Annotated in this window: 14 protein-coding genes; 6 read left to right on the top strand and 8 right to left on the bottom strand. The window is 38.8% G+C overall.

Annotation, left to right across the window (positions count from 1 at the left end; translation table 11 throughout):
* Window positions 1-24: 24 nt before the first annotated feature.
* From AB8P06_RS02460 to AB8P06_RS02425, 8 genes are all read right to left on the bottom strand, one after another.
* Window positions 25-2,349 (bottom strand): glucosamine-6-phosphate isomerase, encoded by a 2,325-nt coding sequence (locus tag AB8P06_RS02460; RefSeq protein WP_369837393.1) that lies wholly within the window; start codon window positions 2,347-2,349, stop codon window positions 25-27.
* A 47-nt stretch (window positions 2,350-2,396) separates the two neighbouring features.
* Window positions 2,397-3,824, bottom strand: a complete 1,428-nt coding sequence (locus tag AB8P06_RS02455) for a glycoside hydrolase family 125 protein (RefSeq protein WP_369837390.1) — start codon at window positions 3,822-3,824, stop codon at window positions 2,397-2,399.
* 36 nt (window positions 3,825-3,860) lie between these two features.
* Window positions 3,861-6,095: a GH92 family glycosyl hydrolase gene (locus AB8P06_RS02450; protein WP_369837387.1), complete on the bottom strand. Its 2,235-nt coding sequence runs from the start codon at window positions 6,093-6,095 to the stop codon at window positions 3,861-3,863.
* 123 nt (window positions 6,096-6,218) lie between these two features.
* Window positions 6,219-7,190 (bottom strand): glycoside hydrolase family 130 protein, encoded by a 972-nt coding sequence (locus AB8P06_RS02445; RefSeq protein ID WP_369837385.1) that lies wholly within the window; start codon window positions 7,188-7,190, stop codon window positions 6,219-6,221.
* 39 nt (window positions 7,191-7,229) lie between these two features.
* On the bottom strand, window positions 7,230-8,522 hold the full coding sequence (locus AB8P06_RS02440; RefSeq protein WP_369838370.1) for an MFS transporter: 1,293 nt from the start codon (window positions 8,520-8,522) through the stop codon (window positions 7,230-7,232).
* Between the two features lie 159 nt (window positions 8,523-8,681).
* Entirely contained in the window at window positions 8,682-10,313 is a 1,632-nt protein-coding gene (locus AB8P06_RS02435) for a SusD/RagB family nutrient-binding outer membrane lipoprotein (RefSeq protein WP_369837382.1), read from the bottom strand.
* 11 nt (window positions 10,314-10,324) lie between these two features.
* Window positions 10,325-13,267 carry a SusC/RagA family TonB-linked outer membrane protein gene (locus AB8P06_RS02430; protein ID WP_369837379.1) on the bottom strand — a complete coding sequence of 981 codons (2,943 nt, stop codon included), beginning with the start codon at window positions 13,265-13,267 and terminating at the stop codon, window positions 10,325-10,327.
* A gap of 403 nt (window positions 13,268-13,670) precedes the next feature.
* On the bottom strand, window positions 13,671-14,549 hold the full coding sequence (locus AB8P06_RS02425) for an AraC family transcriptional regulator (protein ID WP_369837377.1): 879 nt from the start codon (window positions 14,547-14,549) through the stop codon (window positions 13,671-13,673).
* Between the two features lie 227 nt (window positions 14,550-14,776).
* On the opposite strand from AB8P06_RS02425, the gene AB8P06_RS02420 reads away from it, so the two are divergent.
* The 6 genes from AB8P06_RS02420 to fabF all read left to right on the top strand — a co-directional run bounded on the left by AB8P06_RS02420 (window position 14,777) and on the right by fabF (window position 19,842).
* Window positions 14,777-15,649, top strand: coding sequence for a helix-turn-helix domain-containing protein (locus AB8P06_RS02420; RefSeq protein ID WP_369837374.1), 873 nt, complete (start codon window positions 14,777-14,779; stop codon window positions 15,647-15,649).
* Window positions 15,650-15,736: 87 nt separating this feature from the next.
* A complete protein-coding gene (locus AB8P06_RS02415; protein ID WP_369837371.1) occupies window positions 15,737-16,153 on the top strand; it encodes an OsmC family protein in 417 nt (138 codons plus the stop codon).
* Between the two features lie 123 nt (window positions 16,154-16,276).
* Window positions 16,277-16,888: a TetR/AcrR family transcriptional regulator gene (locus AB8P06_RS02410; protein ID WP_369837369.1), complete on the top strand. Its 612-nt coding sequence runs from the start codon at window positions 16,277-16,279 to the stop codon at window positions 16,886-16,888.
* A 4-nt stretch (window positions 16,889-16,892) separates the two neighbouring features.
* Window positions 16,893-18,161 carry an acetyl-CoA C-acetyltransferase gene (locus AB8P06_RS02405; RefSeq protein ID WP_369837366.1) on the top strand — a complete coding sequence of 423 codons (1,269 nt, stop codon included), beginning with the start codon at window positions 16,893-16,895 and terminating at the stop codon, window positions 18,159-18,161.
* Window positions 18,162-18,172: 11 nt separating this feature from the next.
* Complete coding sequence (locus AB8P06_RS02400) at window positions 18,173-18,598, top strand: PaaI family thioesterase (RefSeq protein ID WP_369837364.1); 426 nt, start codon at window positions 18,173-18,175, stop codon at window positions 18,596-18,598.
* A 2-nt stretch (window positions 18,599-18,600) separates the two neighbouring features.
* A complete protein-coding gene (gene fabF, locus AB8P06_RS02395; protein ID WP_369837361.1) occupies window positions 18,601-19,842 on the top strand; it encodes a beta-ketoacyl-ACP synthase II in 1,242 nt (413 codons plus the stop codon).
* Window positions 19,843-19,898: the final 56 nt, after the last annotated feature.

The following is a 19,898-nucleotide window of genomic DNA, read 5'->3' as shown; positions in this document are numbered from 1 at the left end:
TTGTTGGATAAGGTTTAACACGGATCAGAATGCTCCTTCAGTAGATTTTTCGAGCTCTCTGGCAGATTGCAGGAATTCTTCCACGTTCATTTCTTTAAAGAAAAGCAGTCCGTGAGTTGCCCGGAGACGCGGACTTTCATTATCATAGAAATAAGGTTTCCCCAATATCAGCTGAACCGCCTTTAACTGTTCTACCCAGGTCTGTATTGAAAGGTGGCTGAACTTCCCATTATATCGGTAGCTTGGAAATGAGGCATCCACCTGGCTCATATAACTGTTGGTAAAGCTTTCATCCATGGTACTCATTGCATTAAGTGATACGGGAAAGATATGGGTAACATCTGCCGCATTGAACTGATACCAGACATTTCTGTAGCCCCAGATTTTAAGATCCGAAAGGTCTTTTTCTTTGCCCCATTCACGTACAGCTTCAGCAATCGCCTGCAGCACTTTATAATGAGTATCCGGTCCGCTTCCTTCAGGATCGAAAGCCAGGCTTATGACCGTTGGGTTGATGTTTCTCAATTGCTGCAGGATGGGAATCACATCTCTTTCCCGGTTCGGTTTTTCTGTGAAAATAGCCCCGGTATAGAAACCAAGCCTCAGATGCTGAACATTTTTTGTTTTAACTCCAAAATGGGCCCAAACCAGTTCTTCTTCGTACTCACGAATCATTCCTTTTAGAGTCTGAATCTTCGGCTCGGGATTCTGACCGTCATAACTGGAATTGACGGCAGCAATGATTTCATTAATTTTTTCCTCTAAACCCGGTTTGCTTTTCAGGTTCCAGAGCTCAACAATATTCCTTACCATTCTATGGGAAACAGCTCTTGATCTTTCCTCTGCATTCCCGGAGGCAATATTGATCAGATAATGATAAACGTCTTTGTCTTTTTTATTTTTATATCCAACTTCAAAAAAGTCCGGATATTCAAGCATTTCGATTTCTCCTTTTTCTATGAAAGAAAGGACATTATAGAGAATTTTTATTAAAAATTTATTGGTAACAGCCGTGAATCCTGAGGTAAGAACTGAGTAATGGGATTCATTCGTTTCATTACGGGACTGATAATGAATATAGGGTAAAAGCCCTAAAGAAATATCATCATGATGCGGGCCGGTATGATAAAAAACTTCATTCCCGAGGCGTTCTGTTCCTTTGTTTATTTTACTTTTAATGGAATCTATGACTGACTGAGTTGTATTTTCATCAAGACCGGGAATTAACTTTGTATATTTATCTTCTCTGAGATCATCCAGAGTGAGGTGTTCCGCGTATTTATTAAGCCTCTGGGTCAGAGACATCACAGCCTTATCTGTTTTTTCCTGAGACCAGCTGCCTGAACGGTAATAATCATCAACAAAATCATTCAGCATGCTTGCCGCACCCAGTGTAAGATAGAATCTGCCGTTTGGAAGATGGGTAAGGACAGATGCAGGATACAGATTGGAAGGAGGCAGCTCCAGTGCATTTTTTATCACGGGTGCTTTTGCTTCTCCCGCTGCAAAGATAATGGCTACTGCTTCTTTGTTGTAAGTAATGGTTTCCAGACCAATAGTGATTACCAGACGCTCCCTTGAAATTTCAATTCCGCCAAGATCTCCGGCCGCAACAGCCTGTGTTTCAAAATTGGTAGAAGTTAAGCGTGTCGTGGAATAAGGATCTGAACCTTTAATGTTGAAAGCAATGTGCCCGTCCGGACCGATCCCGCCAAGGAAAAATCCGATCCCTCCCAATTCACGGATTTTTTGTTCATAGTCTGAGCACCAGTTATCAATCAGGAAAATAGATTCTTTCTGAAGTTTCTCCAACGGATTCTGTGCTTCCCGGTACCGCAATTCAAGGTTTACTTTGTTATCTGGGAAAATTTCTTCAAAACCTTTTCCTTCAGCCAACAGGATTTCATCACAGTTGATAAGCTGTGCATTTTCTCTTTTCAGTCCCAGGCCTTCGATATAATATTTGTTTACGTAATGGTAAAAACTATTCGCCTGAGATGATTTTATAGGATAAAATTCATCAATCTGTACAAAATGAAGTTCTGCCAGCGAAGGCTTATCTTTAAATAATAAATGGTGTTTTTTTCTGAGTTCTAATATATTTTCTTTTTCCCAGTTCTCAAGAATATGTTTGGTCCAGAAAATAAAATATTCCGGAGTTTTTCCGGTGGGAAGGCTGATCACCCCTTTCGGGTTTTCATACACCCATTCCAGAAAACGCAGTGCTGTAAGCATTCCTAAATCAGGAAAATTATCTACTACAATATAGGGCACATTGGCCTTATTATTTCTCGGAACATCATTTAAAAAAGACTGTTCCACCGGTGTAAAAATTTTAGCACTTTCCATTTTTCAAGAGTTTTTATCTGTGGGAATGTTGTTATAAAATGCTGATTTTAGGTCAATAAATCCGGGTTCTCATTATAGGTTTTCCATAATAATTCGCCAAATAAGGTATTAGCCCATGCAAACCATACCCTGGTGAACTTTTTATCGTCATCCTTATGAAAAGATTCATGCATAAAACCTGTTCCGCCATGGGTTTTCTGTAAGGTTTCTATACACCATTTAATTTCAGCTTTATCTTTAGTCGTAAGGGCTTTCATAATGATACTCATCGGCCAGATCATATCAAGACCTATATGAGGTCCGCCGATTCCTTCTGCCAGTTTACCTTTGAAAAAGAACGGATTATCTTTCGACCAGATATATTTTCTGGTGTTGAGATAAACCGGATCATCGGGTTTTACAGCATCAAGGTAAGGCAATCCCAGTAAGCTCGGACAGTTGGCATCATCCATCAGGTTGTAGCTTCCGAATCCGTTGGTTTCAAAAGCATATATTTTCCCGTGTTCAGGGTGATTGTAGATTCCGTATTTTTTGATGGCTGCATCTACCTCATCAGCAAGGCTGTTAAGTTGCTGAGCCAGAGTTTTTTCATTTTTTATCTGCGAAACCATTTCGGCAGCCTGGCGCAGGCTTACTACGGCGAATAGATTGGAAGGAATCAGGAATGCATAAATCGTCGCATCATCACTTGGACGGAACATGGAATGAATAAGCCCAACCGGATTCGTAGGATAACCATAGCCTCCCATCGGAATACCATCGGTTGCCCAGGCTGTAGTACGCTCGAATTTATATGGCCCTAAACCTGTTTTTCTCTGCTGCTCCGTAAAAGTCTGTAAGGTAAGTTTAATACCCTGCAGCCAATTATTATCAAAAGGTTTTGTATCACCTGTCGTCTTCCAGAAATGATACGCTAAACGGATAGGATAACACAGTGAATCGATTTCCCACTTTCTTTCGTGGATACCGGGTTTCATATCAGTGTGGTCAAATTCTTTCCATTCGCTTATTTTATTAACGTCATTATAAAATGCGTTGGCATAAGGGTCTTTCAGGATAAATTCCGTCTGTTTATGGATAACTCCCGAGATAAGCTTATGCAGCTTTTCATCTTTTTTTGAAAACTGAAGATAGGGGAAAACCTGTGCGGAGCTGTCACGAAGCCACATGGCATCGATATCTCCCGTGATTACATAGGTATCCGGTATTCCATTGGTTTCTTTATAAAAAACAGTAGTGTCTAAGGTGTTTGGAAAGCAGTTTTCGAAAAGCCATGCCAGTTCTTTATTTTTAACTTTCTTTTTGAAGGCTGAGATGGCGCCGTCTACCGCTTCACTGGTAAAATGTCTTTTATCTTTCGGTACACGAACAACAGGAAATTCTTCTATGCTGAAACTTTTTGCGAAAACATTCTGGCTAAACAGTAAGCCTGCTCCAGCCAATGCACTTGTTTTTATAAATTTTCTCCTTTCCATTGATACTTTTATTTCGTTATTCTTTTTCTATTAATTTTATTTTGCCGGTTTGCTTCCCATTACAAACTTTAGTTCTCCCCCGTTCATAATATCGCTGTGATTAATTTCCCAGCTTTTAAATTCTTTACCATTCAGAAACATTTTCTGAACGTAGATGTTTTTATCGGATATCTTATCTGCAACAACGGTGAAGGTTTTCCCATTTTCCAGCTTTAGAGAAACTTTCGGGAATTGCGGTGCACCAATGGCATATACAGGTTTACCGGGTGTCACCGGATAAAAGCCTAATGAAGAGAAGATGTACCATGCCGACATTTGCCCGCAGTCTTCATTATTTACAATTCCATCAGGCTTTGCCGCATACATATTGTCACGGATGAATTTTACCATCTTCTGGGTTTTGTAAGGAGCACCTGCATAATTGTAGAGATAAGGAACATGATGTCCCGGCTCATCACCGAATCCTAAAGACCCGATGAATCCTGAGATATCAACATGCTGCTCACCTTCCATTTTCAGGGCTTCGGTAAAAGTTTTGTCCAGCTTGTCTTCAAATCCTTTCTTTCCGCCATAAAGGTTCATCATTTCATCGATCTGATGGGGAGCGAAGAAGTCATAGGCCCAGATATTTCCTGAAACCCAGTGAGGCTGGAGCTTTTTCCAGTCATTTAACTTGAAATCAGCCAGGAATTCTCCGTTTTTCTGTTTTGGCCAGAAATGATTATTCTCTTTATTGAATGTGTTGAGGAAGCTCATAGAACGTTTTTTGTAAACCTCAGCGTCTTCTTTTTTACCTAATTTTTCTGCCAGCTGCTGAATGCACCAGTCGTCATATGAATATTCCAGAGTTGCCGAAACGGAAGCTCCGTTTTCTGACGGTGTATAGCCCAGTTTAATATAATCGTTAAGACCGCCACCGCCATCACTGCTGCTCATTTTATCTGTTAAAGAAGCATCTTTCATTGCAGCGAATGCTTTCTCCGGATCAATTCCGGGAACACCTTTGGAAATGGCATCCCAGATCACCGATACACTGTGATAACCCAACATACAGAAATTATCATAGCCGCAAAGTTCCCAGATCGGCATATGATCTTTTCGATCGGTATACCTGCTGATCAGCGAGTTGGCAAATTCTTTGGTATGTTTCTGATCCATGATCGTCAGCAGCGGATGGGTTGCACGGAAACCGTCCCAGTAAGAATAGGTGCTGTAATTGGTAAACCATTTGGTGTTCATATTTTCTTCAGCGGCAACATAGTCACCGTTGGCATCCATATAAAGATTGGGTGCAATGAACGTATGATATACACCTGTATAGAAAATTTTTCTCTGATCGTCTGTACCTCCTGTTACCTGGAACCTGTTGATAAGATCTCTCCATGTATTTTGTGCGGTCTCTTTTGCTTTTGCAAAATCCACATTTTTAGCTTCAGCATCAAAATTCTCCTGTGCACCTTCTGTACTTACGGGAGACAGGGAAACTTTTACCTCGATGCTTTCATCCTTTTGGGTAGAAAATCTTACAAAAGCTTTGGCATCTTTGGCAAGGGCTATTTTTTCATTGTTTTTTATTTTTCCTTCTGAATAAACCCCATAAGATTTAAACGGTTTTGAAAACTCCATTACAAAATAGGCAAATCTTTTTCCACCCCAACCTGTGCTGTAGCAATATCCTTTAATCTTATTGTTTCCTTCTATGCTTACAAGGGTATGATATACATTTCCGAAGATTTTATTGGTAGGGTCTATAATAATATTGGATTCTCCACTTTTTGGAAAAGTATATTTATGGAATCCCACTCTCGGAGAAGCCGTCAACTCAGCCTTGATCCCGTAACTGTCCAGCATAACCGAATAGTATCCCGGCGATGCCGTTTCTCTTTCGTGGCTGAATTTTGAGCGGTATCCTGTCTCAGGTTTATCTTCTGAACCCGGAAGCATTTTTACATCTCCCACGGTAGGCATTACCAGAATGTCTCCAAGGTCTGCCCAACCGGTTCCGCTAAGATGATTATGACTGAATCCCATGATCGTCTTGCTGCTGTAATGATATCCTGAACACCAGTCCCAGTCACCGCTTTTGGTATTCTGGTCCGGGCTTAGCTGTATCATCCCGAATGGTGTCGTAGCTCCCGGAAATGTATGACCATGCCCTCCGGTTCCTATAAACGGGTCTACCCAGGAAAGAACATCATTCTTATTTTGCTGGGCATTCGCAGTGTGGGAAAACAAAGTGATCAAAAAATATATCAACAGTTCTTTTTTCATAATAAGGAGATCTCAAATTTTTTTTAAGATAAGAGTTTATTTAAAAATATAAAAATCATAACAATGATGCTATAAATAAGAAAAACAATGTTTATCATCATTTCCAGGAACTTAGAGCTGGTTTTAAATTGAATTCTTTTTTATAAAATCAATAATTTCTGAAATATATCCAAACGCCACGGCCACCACCGTATCGGCAGCACCGTAGTAAACAGCTACTTTATCGTCTTCTGATAATGCAGCACAAGGGAAGATCACATTAGGAATATCTCCCGTAAGCTCATAAAGCTCAGCCGGAGCCAGCAGGTATGGTTTTGTACGGTATAATACTTTTGAAGGGTCTTCAAGATCAAGCAGTGCCGCTCCCATAGAATACCGGAAACCTCTGCAGGTATTGATCACCCCATGATAGAAAAGCAGCCACCCTTCGTTTGTTTTGATGGGAACAGGTCCTGCTCCTATTTTTGTACACTGCCATGCGCTGTCTTCAAACGGTGTCACTTTCATTACACAACGGTGTTCGCCCCAGTATTTCATATCAGGACTGTAGCTGATGTAGATATCTCCGAAAGGCGTATGCCCGTTATCACTCGGACGGCTCAGCATGGCATATTTTCCATTGATTTTTTCAGGGAAGAGAACTCCGTTTCTGTTGAAGGGAAGAAATGCATTTTCGCACTGAAAAAACTCTTTAAAATCAAAAGTATAGCCAATTCCGATGGTCGGCCCGTTGTATCCGTTGCACCATGTGATCCAGTAGCGGTCTTCTATAAAGGTAACACGCGGATCGTATTTATAATCAGATTCGATCATTTCGGTATTCCCGGCCTGCATTTCAATAGGATCATGGTTGATATTCCAATTAATGGCATCCTTACTGAATCCTGCAAAAATATTCATTTGTACCGCTTTGTTATCACATCGGAAAACGCCTGCAAACCCATCCTCAAAAGGAACAACCGCACTGTTGAAAATACTGTTGGAAGTAGGTATCGCGTATCTGTTGATAATCGGATTTTCAGAGAAACGCCACATAATATCGTGGCAGTCTTTCGGACGATCCTGCCAAGGGATCATTACTGATTGAGATGTCATAAAGTATTTTTACTTTTTTATTTAAAATTAAATGATTGATTACTGATCTTTTGGTTTTTCCGGATAGGTAAAAGGAACCAGTGCACTAATGATGAATGCAGGGATCGCTGCGATCATTACCCAGATAAAGAACATTTTATATCCTATCCAGTCGCTGATCATTCCGCTGAACATTCCTGGAATCATTACCCCAAGGTTCATAATACCTGTTGCAAAAGCATAGTGGGCGGTTTTGTGCTTTCCCGGTGCAATCTGCTGCATCATATACAATGTAAGCCCCACAAAGCCAAAGCCATAGCCGAAATATTCGATTACAACCGCAGCTCCTACAGGAAGCAGATCAACCGGCTGGTAGTGAGCCAATAATGCATACACTACAAATGGAATATTAAATGCACAGCACAGCCAGATTAGTGACTTTTTCAATCCCCGGAAAGAGATCAGATAGCCCGCCAGCACTGATCCTAAAATAAATGCGGCTGAACCATATGTTCCGTAAATAAGCCCGATATCCGAAGTGGATAATCCTAATCCTCCGGAGACTCTCGGAGCTTTAAAAAACAGAGGAGCAATTTTTATGGCAAATCCTTCTGCAAAACGGTATAAAATAATGAACAATACAGACCATATGATATTTCGTTTTGTAAAGAAAGAGGTGATCACTTCCAGCAGCTCTTTACGGACATTGCCGGCAGTTTTCCCCATTGTCTGCCTTTCCTGTCTGTTTTCTTTCGGTAAGAAAAAATAATGATAAACCGCTACCATGAAAAATAGCACCGCATAAATTCCCATGATGATCATCCATGCATTGGTCACCCCATTCTTTTTTTCCAGAACTCCGGCGAAATACACCAGAATTCCACTGCTGATAATTTTAGCCAGGTTATAAAAAGCTCCCTGCCATCCTATATATTTTGCCTGTTCCTTGTTTGTCAGAAAATGGATATATGTCCCGTCTGCAGCAATATCATGTGTTGCTCCAAAAAATGCAATGACTGCAAAAAGGGCAATGCTGTACCTGAAAAAATCGTTCAGGGGCAGGCTTAATGCTATTAAAGCAAACAGAAATCCTATGGCAAACTGGGTAAAAACGACAAAAAATTTCTTTGTTTTATAGATTTCCAGAAACGGGCTCCAAAGCGGCTTCAGGGTCCAGGAAAGCATAATAAGCCCTGTCCAGAAAGTGATCTTTGTATCCGAAACTCCCATATCTTTATACATAATCCCGGAGACTGCATTAATGGTTACAAAGGGCATTCCCATTGCAAAATATAATGTTGAGATCCAGAAAATCGGTTTTATCAGCTGAGCTCCGGAATTGTTTTTTCCCATATTAAAATTATAGATGATAAAGAAAGAGGACATCTCAAAAGTTTCATCCCGGTCTAAACGAAACATTGTGAAAAATAAAAAATACGTAGATTTTTCTACCCCGGAATAAAAAATATCAATTGATATCTGTCATTTGAGACGGCCTCTGTACTTTTAATATTATGGTTTTTTATCCCACCAAAGTTTTGTGGCTCCTGTATCCGGTCCGCCGAGATATTGTACAGCCTGCGGATAATTAAGCGTATTGTTTCTATATTTGGTTGGAATTGGAATTCTCCTGATCATTGCATTGGTACTGATCGTTCCCTGGCTGTCATTCAGAATATTTTTGAAAATGACCGGATAGCCTGTTCTTCTCTGCTCTGCCCATGCTTCGGACCCGTCAGGATAAATGGCAATCCATTTCTGGGTTATAATTCTTTCTAATTTCTTTTCGAAAGAGTCTCCCGCGTTCCATTTGATTGTAATTGTACTTAACATCGGGTCTCCCGCTAAAATACTATTTGATGGAACTTTAGGGTCAATGTATGGAGCTTCCGTAGAAACCGCATCTGCCACATAAGTAGCATAATCTGCATTTTTACCCCATTCTGCGAATGACATTTCGATCCCTTTGTTGTAATTTACACCGGCATCTCCTGCTCCTGCATACCCCCTGAGAGCTGCTTCGGCCTTCAGGAACCAGGTTTCTGCTGCCGTACATATTTTATTTTTACCGTTGCTTGATGAAAAATAATCACCTGTTGCCGCAGCAGCAATTGGCTGAGAGAAATCTCCGTATCGGTCTTTACTTCCACCTAAATCAACCCCTTGTCTTACCCCTATATATTTTCCGATTACCGTAGGATCTGTAGCAGGTTTGGCATAAGCTGAAATTCGGGGGTCATTATATCCGTTCATAAATGCCATTAAAGGTGCTCCGATTTTACAGTCTCCCCAGGAATAAATAATATCATTTAATGGGGAAGCTCCACCATAGCTTACTAATGCATTTTGTGAATTATCTTCAATTAAGCCTGCAGGAGAAGAAAGTGCTTCTTCTGCATATTGCTTGGATTTTACGGGGTCTGCATAGCTGATTCTCATGGCAAGTCTCAGTTTAAGCGTGTTGGCAAGCCTTGCCCAATTTGCCGTATTTCCGGAAAACACAACATCAGATTTCTGTATTACTGTTTTATCTTCTATACTTAGTGTTCCGGAAAAAGCCTGAATCGCTTTATTAAGGTCTGCAACAAAATAGTTGTAGGCATCTTGCTGTGAGTCAAAATCAGTAACCCCATTTGAATTGGGAGATTGAAATTTGCTATAAATTACAGGTCCATGAGCATCTGAAACTTTCTGAGTGGCAATCACTCTTAAAATCATAAGAATGGCTTTTGATTGAGAGAAATCTACTCCCGGATACTTTTCTTCTGACTGTGCGAAGAAATTTTTATACTGCTGATTTACATCTTCAAGCTGATTCATCATTATCCTTTCATTCCAACCATCCATCATGAAATAAGTAGTGTTGTTTTTTCCGCCGTTGTAAGGAGTGGCTGTACTGAACAGACCACTGTACATATCAGCATTTAAATTAGTTTGTAGCTGATATATCCAGTTTGTAGGATTCTGAAGGTTCTTCTGCATCTGTTTCATCGGATTGGTAAGAGCCACAAAATCTGCAAGTAACTGTTCGTCGGTGATGCCACTATATTGTGAATTTATATCTTCAAAGTCTTTGGTACAGCTACCGGCAAATAGAGCAGCTACCATGCTCAAAATAACTATTTTAGAATTTATTTTTTTCATATTTCAGGAGATTAGAAGTTTGCTTTTAAAGAGACACCTAAAGAACGCGTAATCGGTGTTCCAAACATATCAACACCCACTCCGCCAGGATTTACACCCGATACCTGTTCAGGATCGAAAGGAGCATCCTTGTAGAAGAAGAATAAGTTAGTTCCGATAATGCTTACTGTAGCATCTTTAAAAATTTTTGAATTCGTTTTGAGTGTATAAGAAATGGAAGCCTGTCTTAATCTAACGGCAGTAGCTTTGTAAATATAAGCTTCGTTTATACCATCTCTTCCGCCAACTGACTTATAATAATCTTCAGCATCCGTTAACCCTGTATAAGGAGTACCGTTCTCATATACTGCATTGGGAATAGAAACCCCACCAGCATCTCTGGCATCTGCCGATGCCTGGCTTACTCCTAAACCATCATTAACCGATTGGGTAAACCCTAAAACCTGGCCTCCAAACCTTCCGTCTACAAGGAAACTTACATTAAGCTTTCCAATGGAGAAATTATTATTAAGACCCAGCATAAATTTTGGATTAGGATTTCCAAGATACTGTTTTCTTTTATCACTGTCAATGAGTGGAACGCCATTAGCTCCTACAATTATTCTTCCCTCAGAATCTCTTTTAAATACGGTACCATAAAGATCACCAAACGAGCCTCCAACCTTTAACATATTGAAGCCACCTCCGGTCAATACAAAGAGCTTATCCGGATCCGGATAATATTTCATAGGTAAAAGTTCTTTTATCCTGTTTTTATTTGCTGAAGCATTAAGAGTAGCTGTCCATCCAAATTTTTCACTGTTAAAAATTTTGTATGATAAACTTGATTCAAAACCTATGTTCTGAATTTTGCCCGCATTAATATCCACTTTACCAGACTGTACTCCAAAATTGGTGGCTGCGTCAACCCCTTTCAGGTATTGATTGCTAACCACAGAATTATAGAATGTAAAATCAAAAGATAATTTATTATGGAACATTCTTAATTCTGTTCCGGCCTCAAAGGTTCTGTTGAATTCGGGTTTTGGATATAAATCTCTAAACATTTCATTACTTACAGGAGCAGAAGAATAAGACCCTGTGATAACCCCGCCATTAAATTCCGGTTGTGGCATGGTGGAGGTAGGATCCAATGCATTTCCTACTGTGGCATAAGATGCTCTCACTTTCCAGAAAGAAATAGCTTGTGGAAGGCTGAAAATCTCTGTCAGAATCCCATTCGCTCCTATCGATTCATAATCAATCCCGTTATTACCCGTTCCGGCTAAGGTTGAAGACCAGTCATTTCTGAATGTAAGATCCAGATATACTTTGCTCTTATACCCAAAGCTTGCGCTTGCAAATACAGACTGATCCTGTCTGTGCGGGTTTGTAATCGTATAGCTTCTTCCATTACCAAAAACTCCCTCACCTTGTTGATTTCCCCAATCTAAATTATTAAGGGTAAATAAATTGGCAACAAAAAGCCTGTTATTTTCGATATTTGTAATGCTATATTTCAGATCAGAAATACTGGTTCCTAAAGTGAAATCCAAGCTGATGTCATCATTAATTTTGGGATTACCTATTAATAAGAAATCACCGTATGTAGTTGTCTTCTCAATTGTGTTTTTATAAATTTTCCCATTACTGATCTTAGTTTCTAATCCCAAAACAGTTGGTTGGGAATATGCTGCCACATTTCTTTGAGAATCTGAACTAAAATAATTATAATTCCCTCTGACTTTTGCAGTTAACCAGCTATTGATCGTATAGCTTAACGCTGCAGATCCGTATAAATTTTTATTTTTTGTTATTACCGGGTTTTTATTAAGGATCCAATACGGGTTCTGGGTTTCATTATCTACAAATTCTCCATTTGGTTTTATTGCCCACCAGTTTTGCGCATCCAGATACCTCGATTTTTCAAAGTAAGAATAATTTTGAGCAAACTGATCAAAATCTACTCCTCTCGGCAACCAATAAAGATTGGTAATAGGAGAAAAATATGATCCCGGTGACAATCTGTTTTTGGAGTTTTGTAATGAGGCCATTACATTCGCATCCAAAACAAGTTTATCATTCAGAAATTTACTCGTTGTTCTATAATTTATGTTATACTGATCTAAGTTAGAAGTAGGAATAATTCCTTTATTGGTCGTATTTCCTAAAGAGAAAAAATTAGTTGTTTTTTCGTTACCCGCCTGAAAACTTACACTGTTAATCCATGTAGCTCCGGTTTGGAAAAAGTCTTTAGTATAATCTTTAGAAGAACCTTTTGGTCCCCAGCTATCGTATGATCCTGTGTTTCCGTTGGCCGGATCATAAGGTGTCGTTTGAAGGTAGCTGTGCTGAAGCTTTGGAAGATTATAAACTTTATCAAATGTCAAACTCGAAGTATAAGAAAGACTGCTTCTTCCAACAGTTCCTTTTTTCGTCGTAATAAGTATCGCCCCGTTACTTCCTTGTGCTCCGTATAAAGCGGCGGCAGAAGCTCCTTTCAGAAAGTTGATGCTCTCAATATCTTCAGGGTTAATGGTACTCAATACATCTCCTGTATCAGGCATAGATGCAAAATAATCTACATTTGGGCCTCCTGTACCCGTGACTCCTGTGTTATTAATGATAGGAATCCCGTCAATGACATACAACGGCTGGCTGTTTCTGGTAGATTTATCTCCCCTCATCACCACTCTTACCGATCCACCGACACCCCCGTTGGTTTTATTGATCTGCACGTTGGAAACTTTTCCGTTGATAGAGTTTAAAAGATTGGGAGTTTTCACTTCAGTAAGATCATCTCCGCCAATCTGCTGGCTGGAGTATGTCAAAGAACGCGCCTGCCTTTTAATACCCAGAGAAGTAACAACCACCTCTTGGATATTAACTGTTTTAGTAGTGTCGGCAGACTTTGTATCTTGCGCATACCCAAACAAAGGAAAAGCTAATAAAATTGGAATAACAGTTTTTCTCATAAGTTTAGTTTAGTTAAGGTTTATTTGAGAATTCAATTAAATTGCTTTAAATATTATTTTTCAGCTTTAAAACATATTTTGTTAAATATTATGTTTTATTGGCATCAAATAATTAAAGTTTTGTTAAGATTTAATTCATATTAGCAAATCTAAATTTTGTAGCCACCCGGATATAATACTATTTTATCATAAAACGATATTATTTTTTCTGATGATTTTCAACAACCTTAATTAAGCCCTGATTTACAACACTATACATAGTTTTTAAAATTGAGAATGTAATGTAATTTTTCTGCCATTTTTTCCAGATTACCGTTAATTTTATCTGATTTAAAAGAAAAATCCGAACCTTATTGTCCGGATTTTGAAAATATGTATTCACTTTTTTTAAGCCAAAAAAACATTATTCGATTTTTTTCACTCCTTTGAACTGTTCTTTGAATTCGGTAGGCGTTGTTTTTTTAATGGATTTAAAAACCTTGTTGAAATTGGCGATATTATTAAAGCCAGCCTCAAAAGCAATCTCGAAAACGGTAAGGTTTTTTTCCATCAGCCAGCGGGCCGCATACCCGATTCTTATTTCATTAAGATAATTCACAAAAGTCTTCCCCGTTCTTTTTTTGATGAATCTGTTGAAGGTCACATTGCTCATATTGACAAGTGACGCAACGTCATCCAGTGTTATTTTATTTTCAAAATTTTTATGGACAAAATCATGAACAACCTTCATTTTATCATTATCAACGAAGGTTTCAAGCTCTATGCTGTAGGATGATAAAAACGTTTTGTCTTCAGCAATCGCCAATTCGTTAAGAATTTTCATGATCTCAATGAAAGATTCAAAACTATTCATTTTGGACAGATTGAGAAAAGATTCCATCAGCTTTTCAGCAGTTTCACGGGAAAACAAAATTCCTCTGATTGAATCTTTGATCAGGTTATTAATGGGTTTCAGGATATTCTTTTCCATCAATGACTGGTTAAAAAAATCCTGATTAAACTGCACCGTAATCTCGTGGGTTTTCCTTGTTTTGCATTTATAATTTGCCCAGCAGTGAGGCAGATTGGGACCAACCAGTACCAGTTCAATATTCCCGATCTCTCCGGTGTGGTCTCCGATCATCCGGCGATACCCTTTTCCTTTGTAGATAAAATTGATCTCAATTTCCGGGTGATAATGATACGGAAAATCAAAAGAGGTCTTTATCCTGTCAAATACAAGAAAACTGTCTTCAAGAGATAAGGGGGTTATTTCTCTTAAAATATTTTCTAAGTTGCTCATTTAGCCATTTATTTTTTTAAAGAAAATTAAATTATAACACAAACGCAAATCTTTACACCATTGATCCTATGACGCAAATGGAAATATATAAATTTTATTTTTTATTTTTTATAGAATCCTGATTACACTACGACAGTACAAGCTTATTGTTAAAAATTGAAGCATAATTCAATAATTTAACATTCCTCACTACTCCTTTTTTGTATCTTTATTCTTTAAGTCTATTCATGCAGCTACATAATTTCATTTTTGAAGATCACTACAAAAGGTTTGGATTGGGTATTTTTTCCGGGGAAAATTTAGAGCACCTGAATGAAAATAAATTCAATTCTGAGATCAAAGTTTTTTTTGTCCCACCGGGATATGAATTAAGGATAGACTTTAATGATTATAAAACAAAAACGCCTACCCTGTTTTTCCTGACCAATCAATATTTCGATGTCAAAAAAGGAAATGCTGATGAGTCTATCCTTCTCCATTATAACAGGGATTTTTACTGTATCCAGATTCATGACAAAGAGGTTGCCTGTGACGGATTGCTTTTTCATAATGTATTTGAAATTCCGAAAGTAGAACTTGATTCTTCAGAAGAAAATATTATCAGAAGTTTATTCAGCCATATAAAGAATGAGCTTGAATGGAAAGAATCTTCCGGTGAAGAAATGATCAGAACCTATTTAAAACAGATCATCATTCATGCGACCCGGAAATGGAAAAAACAAAACCTGCAGACCGAAACGGTGAATATTCCCAATAATGAACTTGATATTTTCAGGGACTTCAGCAGAAATCTGGAAATTCATTTCAGAGAAAAACATAATGTAGCAGATTATGCGGAATTATTGCATGTCGCTCCCAAAACACTTACCCACAAGTTTAAAAGCCTGCATATCGAATCTCCCAATCAGCTTATTATCAACAGAATCTTGCTGGAAGCTAAAAGACTTCTTTTTTATACTGATAAACCTGTGAAAGAAATCGCCTATGATCTGGGCTATGAAGATCCGGCATATTTTAACCGGCTTTTCACCAATAAAGTGGGCAGCACACCTGCTAATTTCAAAAAAAATTACTCTTCAGGAAAAAAGTACAATATTTAATCCCTTTTATCTATTTATTCCGGCAAGTAACCATCCTATCTTTGTAACATCAAAATCAAACATATTAAACAATAAAAAACAAACATTATGAGACGTAACGCAACAGCCGTTTGGAACGGTAACATTAAAGAAGGAAACGGACATATCACGACACAAAGCACAATTTTAAACCAGACTCAATATTCTTTCAACAGCCGTTTTGCAGATGGTGTGGGAACCAACCCTGAAGAATTATTAGCTGCTGCCCATGCAGGATGCTTCACCATGAAGCTAAGTGCTGAATTATCCCAGGCCGGCTTTACTCCGGAAGAATTAAAAACCACTTCAGTGATTACTTTAGATCCAAACATCGGAAAAATTACAAAATCAGAATTAACCTTAACCGCAAAAGTTCCGGGAATTTCTGAGGAAGAATTTCAGAAGTATGCTAAAATAGCAGAAGAAGGATGTCCTGTAAGTGCAGCCTTCAATTTTGAGATTACTCTGAATGCTACTTTAGCCTAATAAAGATTTTTTTCCAATCATATAAAATTAGGTCTGAAGCTCTTTTAGAGTCCTCAGACTTAATTTTTGAAACAAATATACCATTCGGTATATTTTTGTATATTTGCATCTAAATTCATGATCATGTCAAAAGCAGAAAAGACCAAACAATTCATCATTGAGAAAACAGCTCCTTTGTTTAATACCAAAGGCTATATCTCTACGTCGCTTTCTGATATTACGGAAGCGACAGGGTTAACAAAAGGCAGCATCTATGGAAACTTTGAGAATAAAGACGAGGTTGCCCTTGAAGCTTATAAATACAATTCAGGTATGCTGAGTAAAAGTATGGCTCATTCACTGGGTGATCAGTTTCCGACAACGATAAATAAATTACAGGCTTTTGTAGCTTTCTACCGGAAGAACTGGAAAGTCGTTTTTGCCAATGGAGGCTGCCCGCTGATGAATGCTGCCACTGAAGCTGATGACACTTTTCCCCGGTTAAAAAGCCAGGTGACCAGATCTTTTGAAAACTGGATCAAAAAGATTTCTAAAGTAATTGTGCAGGGACAGGAAAATCATGAAATAAAAAACAATCTGGATGCAGACGAATATGCTTCATTATATATTATGCTGATTGAAGGCGGAATCTTACTCTCCAAAACAACCGGTGATGAAAAATACCTGAATCAGGCTCTGGACAGAATCTTACTCAGTATCGATAAGGATCTTAAAACTGTTCCATCCAAAAATTAACTTCATGGAAACAAAAAAAGTAGCAATTGTAGGATACAACAGAATTCCTTTTGCACGAATCAATACCGCTTATACAGAGGCTGGAAATCAGGATCTGTTGCTTTCGGCTCTGAACGGATTAATAAACCGCTACCACCTAAAGGGAAAACTTCTTGGTGAGGTTGCAGGCGGAGCAGTCATTAAACATATTTCCGAAAGCAACCTCATTCGTGAAACCGTGATGAATACAGCTCTGAATCCGGCTACTCCCGCATGTGATATCCAACAGGCATGTGACACCGGAATTGAAGCCACAATTTATATAGGAAACAAAATTGCTCTCGGGCAGATAGAAAGCGGGATTGCATGTGGCGTGGAAGCCATGAGCAATATACCTTTTGAATCATCCGCAAGGCTAAGAAAAGCTTTACTGAAAGCCAATAAAGAAAAATCCGGTTTTGGAAAATTAAAACAATTACTAAGTCCGAAGCTGAAAGATTGGATGCCCATTCCTTACAAGGGACAGGAACCAAAAACCGGCCTTGTAATGGGTGAGCATACGGAAATCACAGCAAAATATTACCAGATTTCGCGCAAAGACCAGGATGAGCTTGCTTTTAAAAGTCATCTGAATATGGCCAAAGCTTATGATGAAGGCTTTTTCGATGATATGATTACACCTGCATTCGGTTTGGATAAAGATAATAATTTACGCCGTGACACAAGTCTCGAAAAACTGGCCCAGCTAAAACCCGCTTTTGATAAACAGAATGGAACTTTAACAGCCGGAAATTCCACTCCGTTTACTGATGGAGCTTCTGCTGTTTTGCTCGCCAGTGAAGACTGGGCAAAAGCCAACAATCTTCCTATTCTCGCTTATATCACATTTTCAGAACTGGCAGGAATAGAATATGTTGAAAACAGACAGAATTTACTTCTGGCACCGGTTTTCGCAGCTGAAAGAATGCTTAAAAAAGCAGGAATGAACCTTGAGGATTTTGATTATTATGAAATTCATGAAGCTTTTGCAGCACAGGTTTTAGCAACCCTTAAAATCTGGGAGAATGATGATCTGGCCAAAAAATTCGGACTTGAAAAAGCACTGGGAAAAATAGACCGTAATAAACTGAATGTAAAAGGCGGAAGTTTAGCCGCAGCCCACCCGTTTGCAGCAACAGGCGGAAGAATTATTGCCACACTCGCCAAACTTCTCAATGAAAAAGGAAGCGGAAAAGGATTTATTTCTATTTGCGCAGCCAGAGGACAGGGAGTGACAATGATTATAGAAAAATAAGAAAATAAAATATGAATAGATTAGAACAACTCAGACAATTCATCGGAAAAGAATTTGATCAGTCTCCGTCACCGTTTATGAAATGGCTCAATCCTATCGTGATCGCCGTAGAAGAAGGCCAGCTGGAATTTCAATATACCGTAAGACCGGAATGGCTGAACCCGGTTGGAAATCTTCACGGAGGTGTAACAGCTGCCATTGTTGATGATATTATCGGTGCCACCATGTTTTCCTTAAATGAAAATTCTTTCATAACAACCATTAATAATGTCATCGATTATTTCTCAACTGCAAAAGAAAATGATAATATTGTAGCGGAAACGAAAATTATTAAAAGAGGAAAGCAGTTTGTGAACGCTCAATGCGAAATATGGAACGCAGATAAAACGAGATTAATTGCCAGAGGAACCTCTAATTTATTTAAAATTAATAGCTAAGTATGAAAAGAGTTGTCATTACAGGACTGGGTGCAGTAACCCCGTTGGGAAATAATGTTGAAGATTTCTGGAGAAACAGTATCAACGGAGTAAGCGGAGCAGGGTTAATCAAACATTTTGACACTGAAAAATTCAAAGTGCATTTTGCCTGTGAGGTAAAAGATTTTGATCCTAAAGTACATTTAACACATCATGAAATAAAAAGAAGCGATCTTTTCTCGCAATATGCCATGTATTCATCCGCAGAAGCCATACAGGATTCCGGATTGGATCTGGAAAATATGGATCCTTTTGACACGGGAGTGATCTGGGGAACCGGACAAGGGGGAATGTATACTTTTGAAAATGAAGTAGCAGAATTTTATACAGGCGAAGGGACACCACGTTTCAATCCGTTTTTTGTCCCAAAATTTATTGCCAATATGGCCTCGGGAATGATCTCTATGAAATTCGGCCTCCAGGGAATTAATTATACCACAGTTTCCGCATGTGCTACCGGAAATACAGCATTGATGGATGCTTTCAACTATATCCGTCTCGGAAAGGCAAAAGTAATCATCAGCGGCGGATCAGAAGCTGCTATTACACCCGCATCAATCGGAGGATTTTCCGTTATGAAAGCAATGTCTGTAAGAAATGATGATTTTGCAACCGCAAGCCGTCCGTACGATGCAGACAGGGATGGTTTTGTAATGGGAGAAGGTGCAGGCGCTTTGGTTCTTGAAGAATACGAGCATGCAAAAAGCAGAGGCGCAAAAATTTATGCAGAATTGGTAGGAGCCGCTATGACAGCAGACGCTTATCATATGACGGCACCTCATCCGGAAGGAACCGGAGCTATTAAAGCCATGCAGCTTGCCCTTGATGAAGCCGGAATAAATACCGAAGACATCGATTACATCAATCCACATGCAACATCAACCCCGCTTGGAGATCTGGTTGAATTAAACGGGATTACAAAGTTATTTAAAGGGAGTAAAAACCTAGATATCAGTGCTACTAAATCTATGACAGGGCACTTGTTGGGTGCAGCCGGTGCAGCTGAAGCCATTCTTTCTATAAAAGCGATTCAAAACGGGATTATCCCACCTACCATTAACCTTCATAAGATTGATGAAAATATTCCGAAGGATGTAAATATTGTATTTAATGAAGCTAAAGAAAAGGACATTACATATGCATTGAGCAATGCTTTCGGTTTCGGAGGGCATAATGCAACCTTGATTTTCAAAAAATTCAGTTAATTAACTGTATCACAGATTTAAAATAAAAAAAGCAGTCAAAATTGACTGCTTTCTTA

The sequence above is a fragment of the Chryseobacterium tongliaonense genome (assembly GCF_041224435.1).
Taxonomy (GTDB): Bacteria; Bacteroidota; Bacteroidia; order Flavobacteriales; family Weeksellaceae; genus Chryseobacterium; species Chryseobacterium tongliaoense.
Note: the sequence above shows the minus strand (reverse complement) of the source record. Positions and strands in the feature narration are given on the sequence as shown.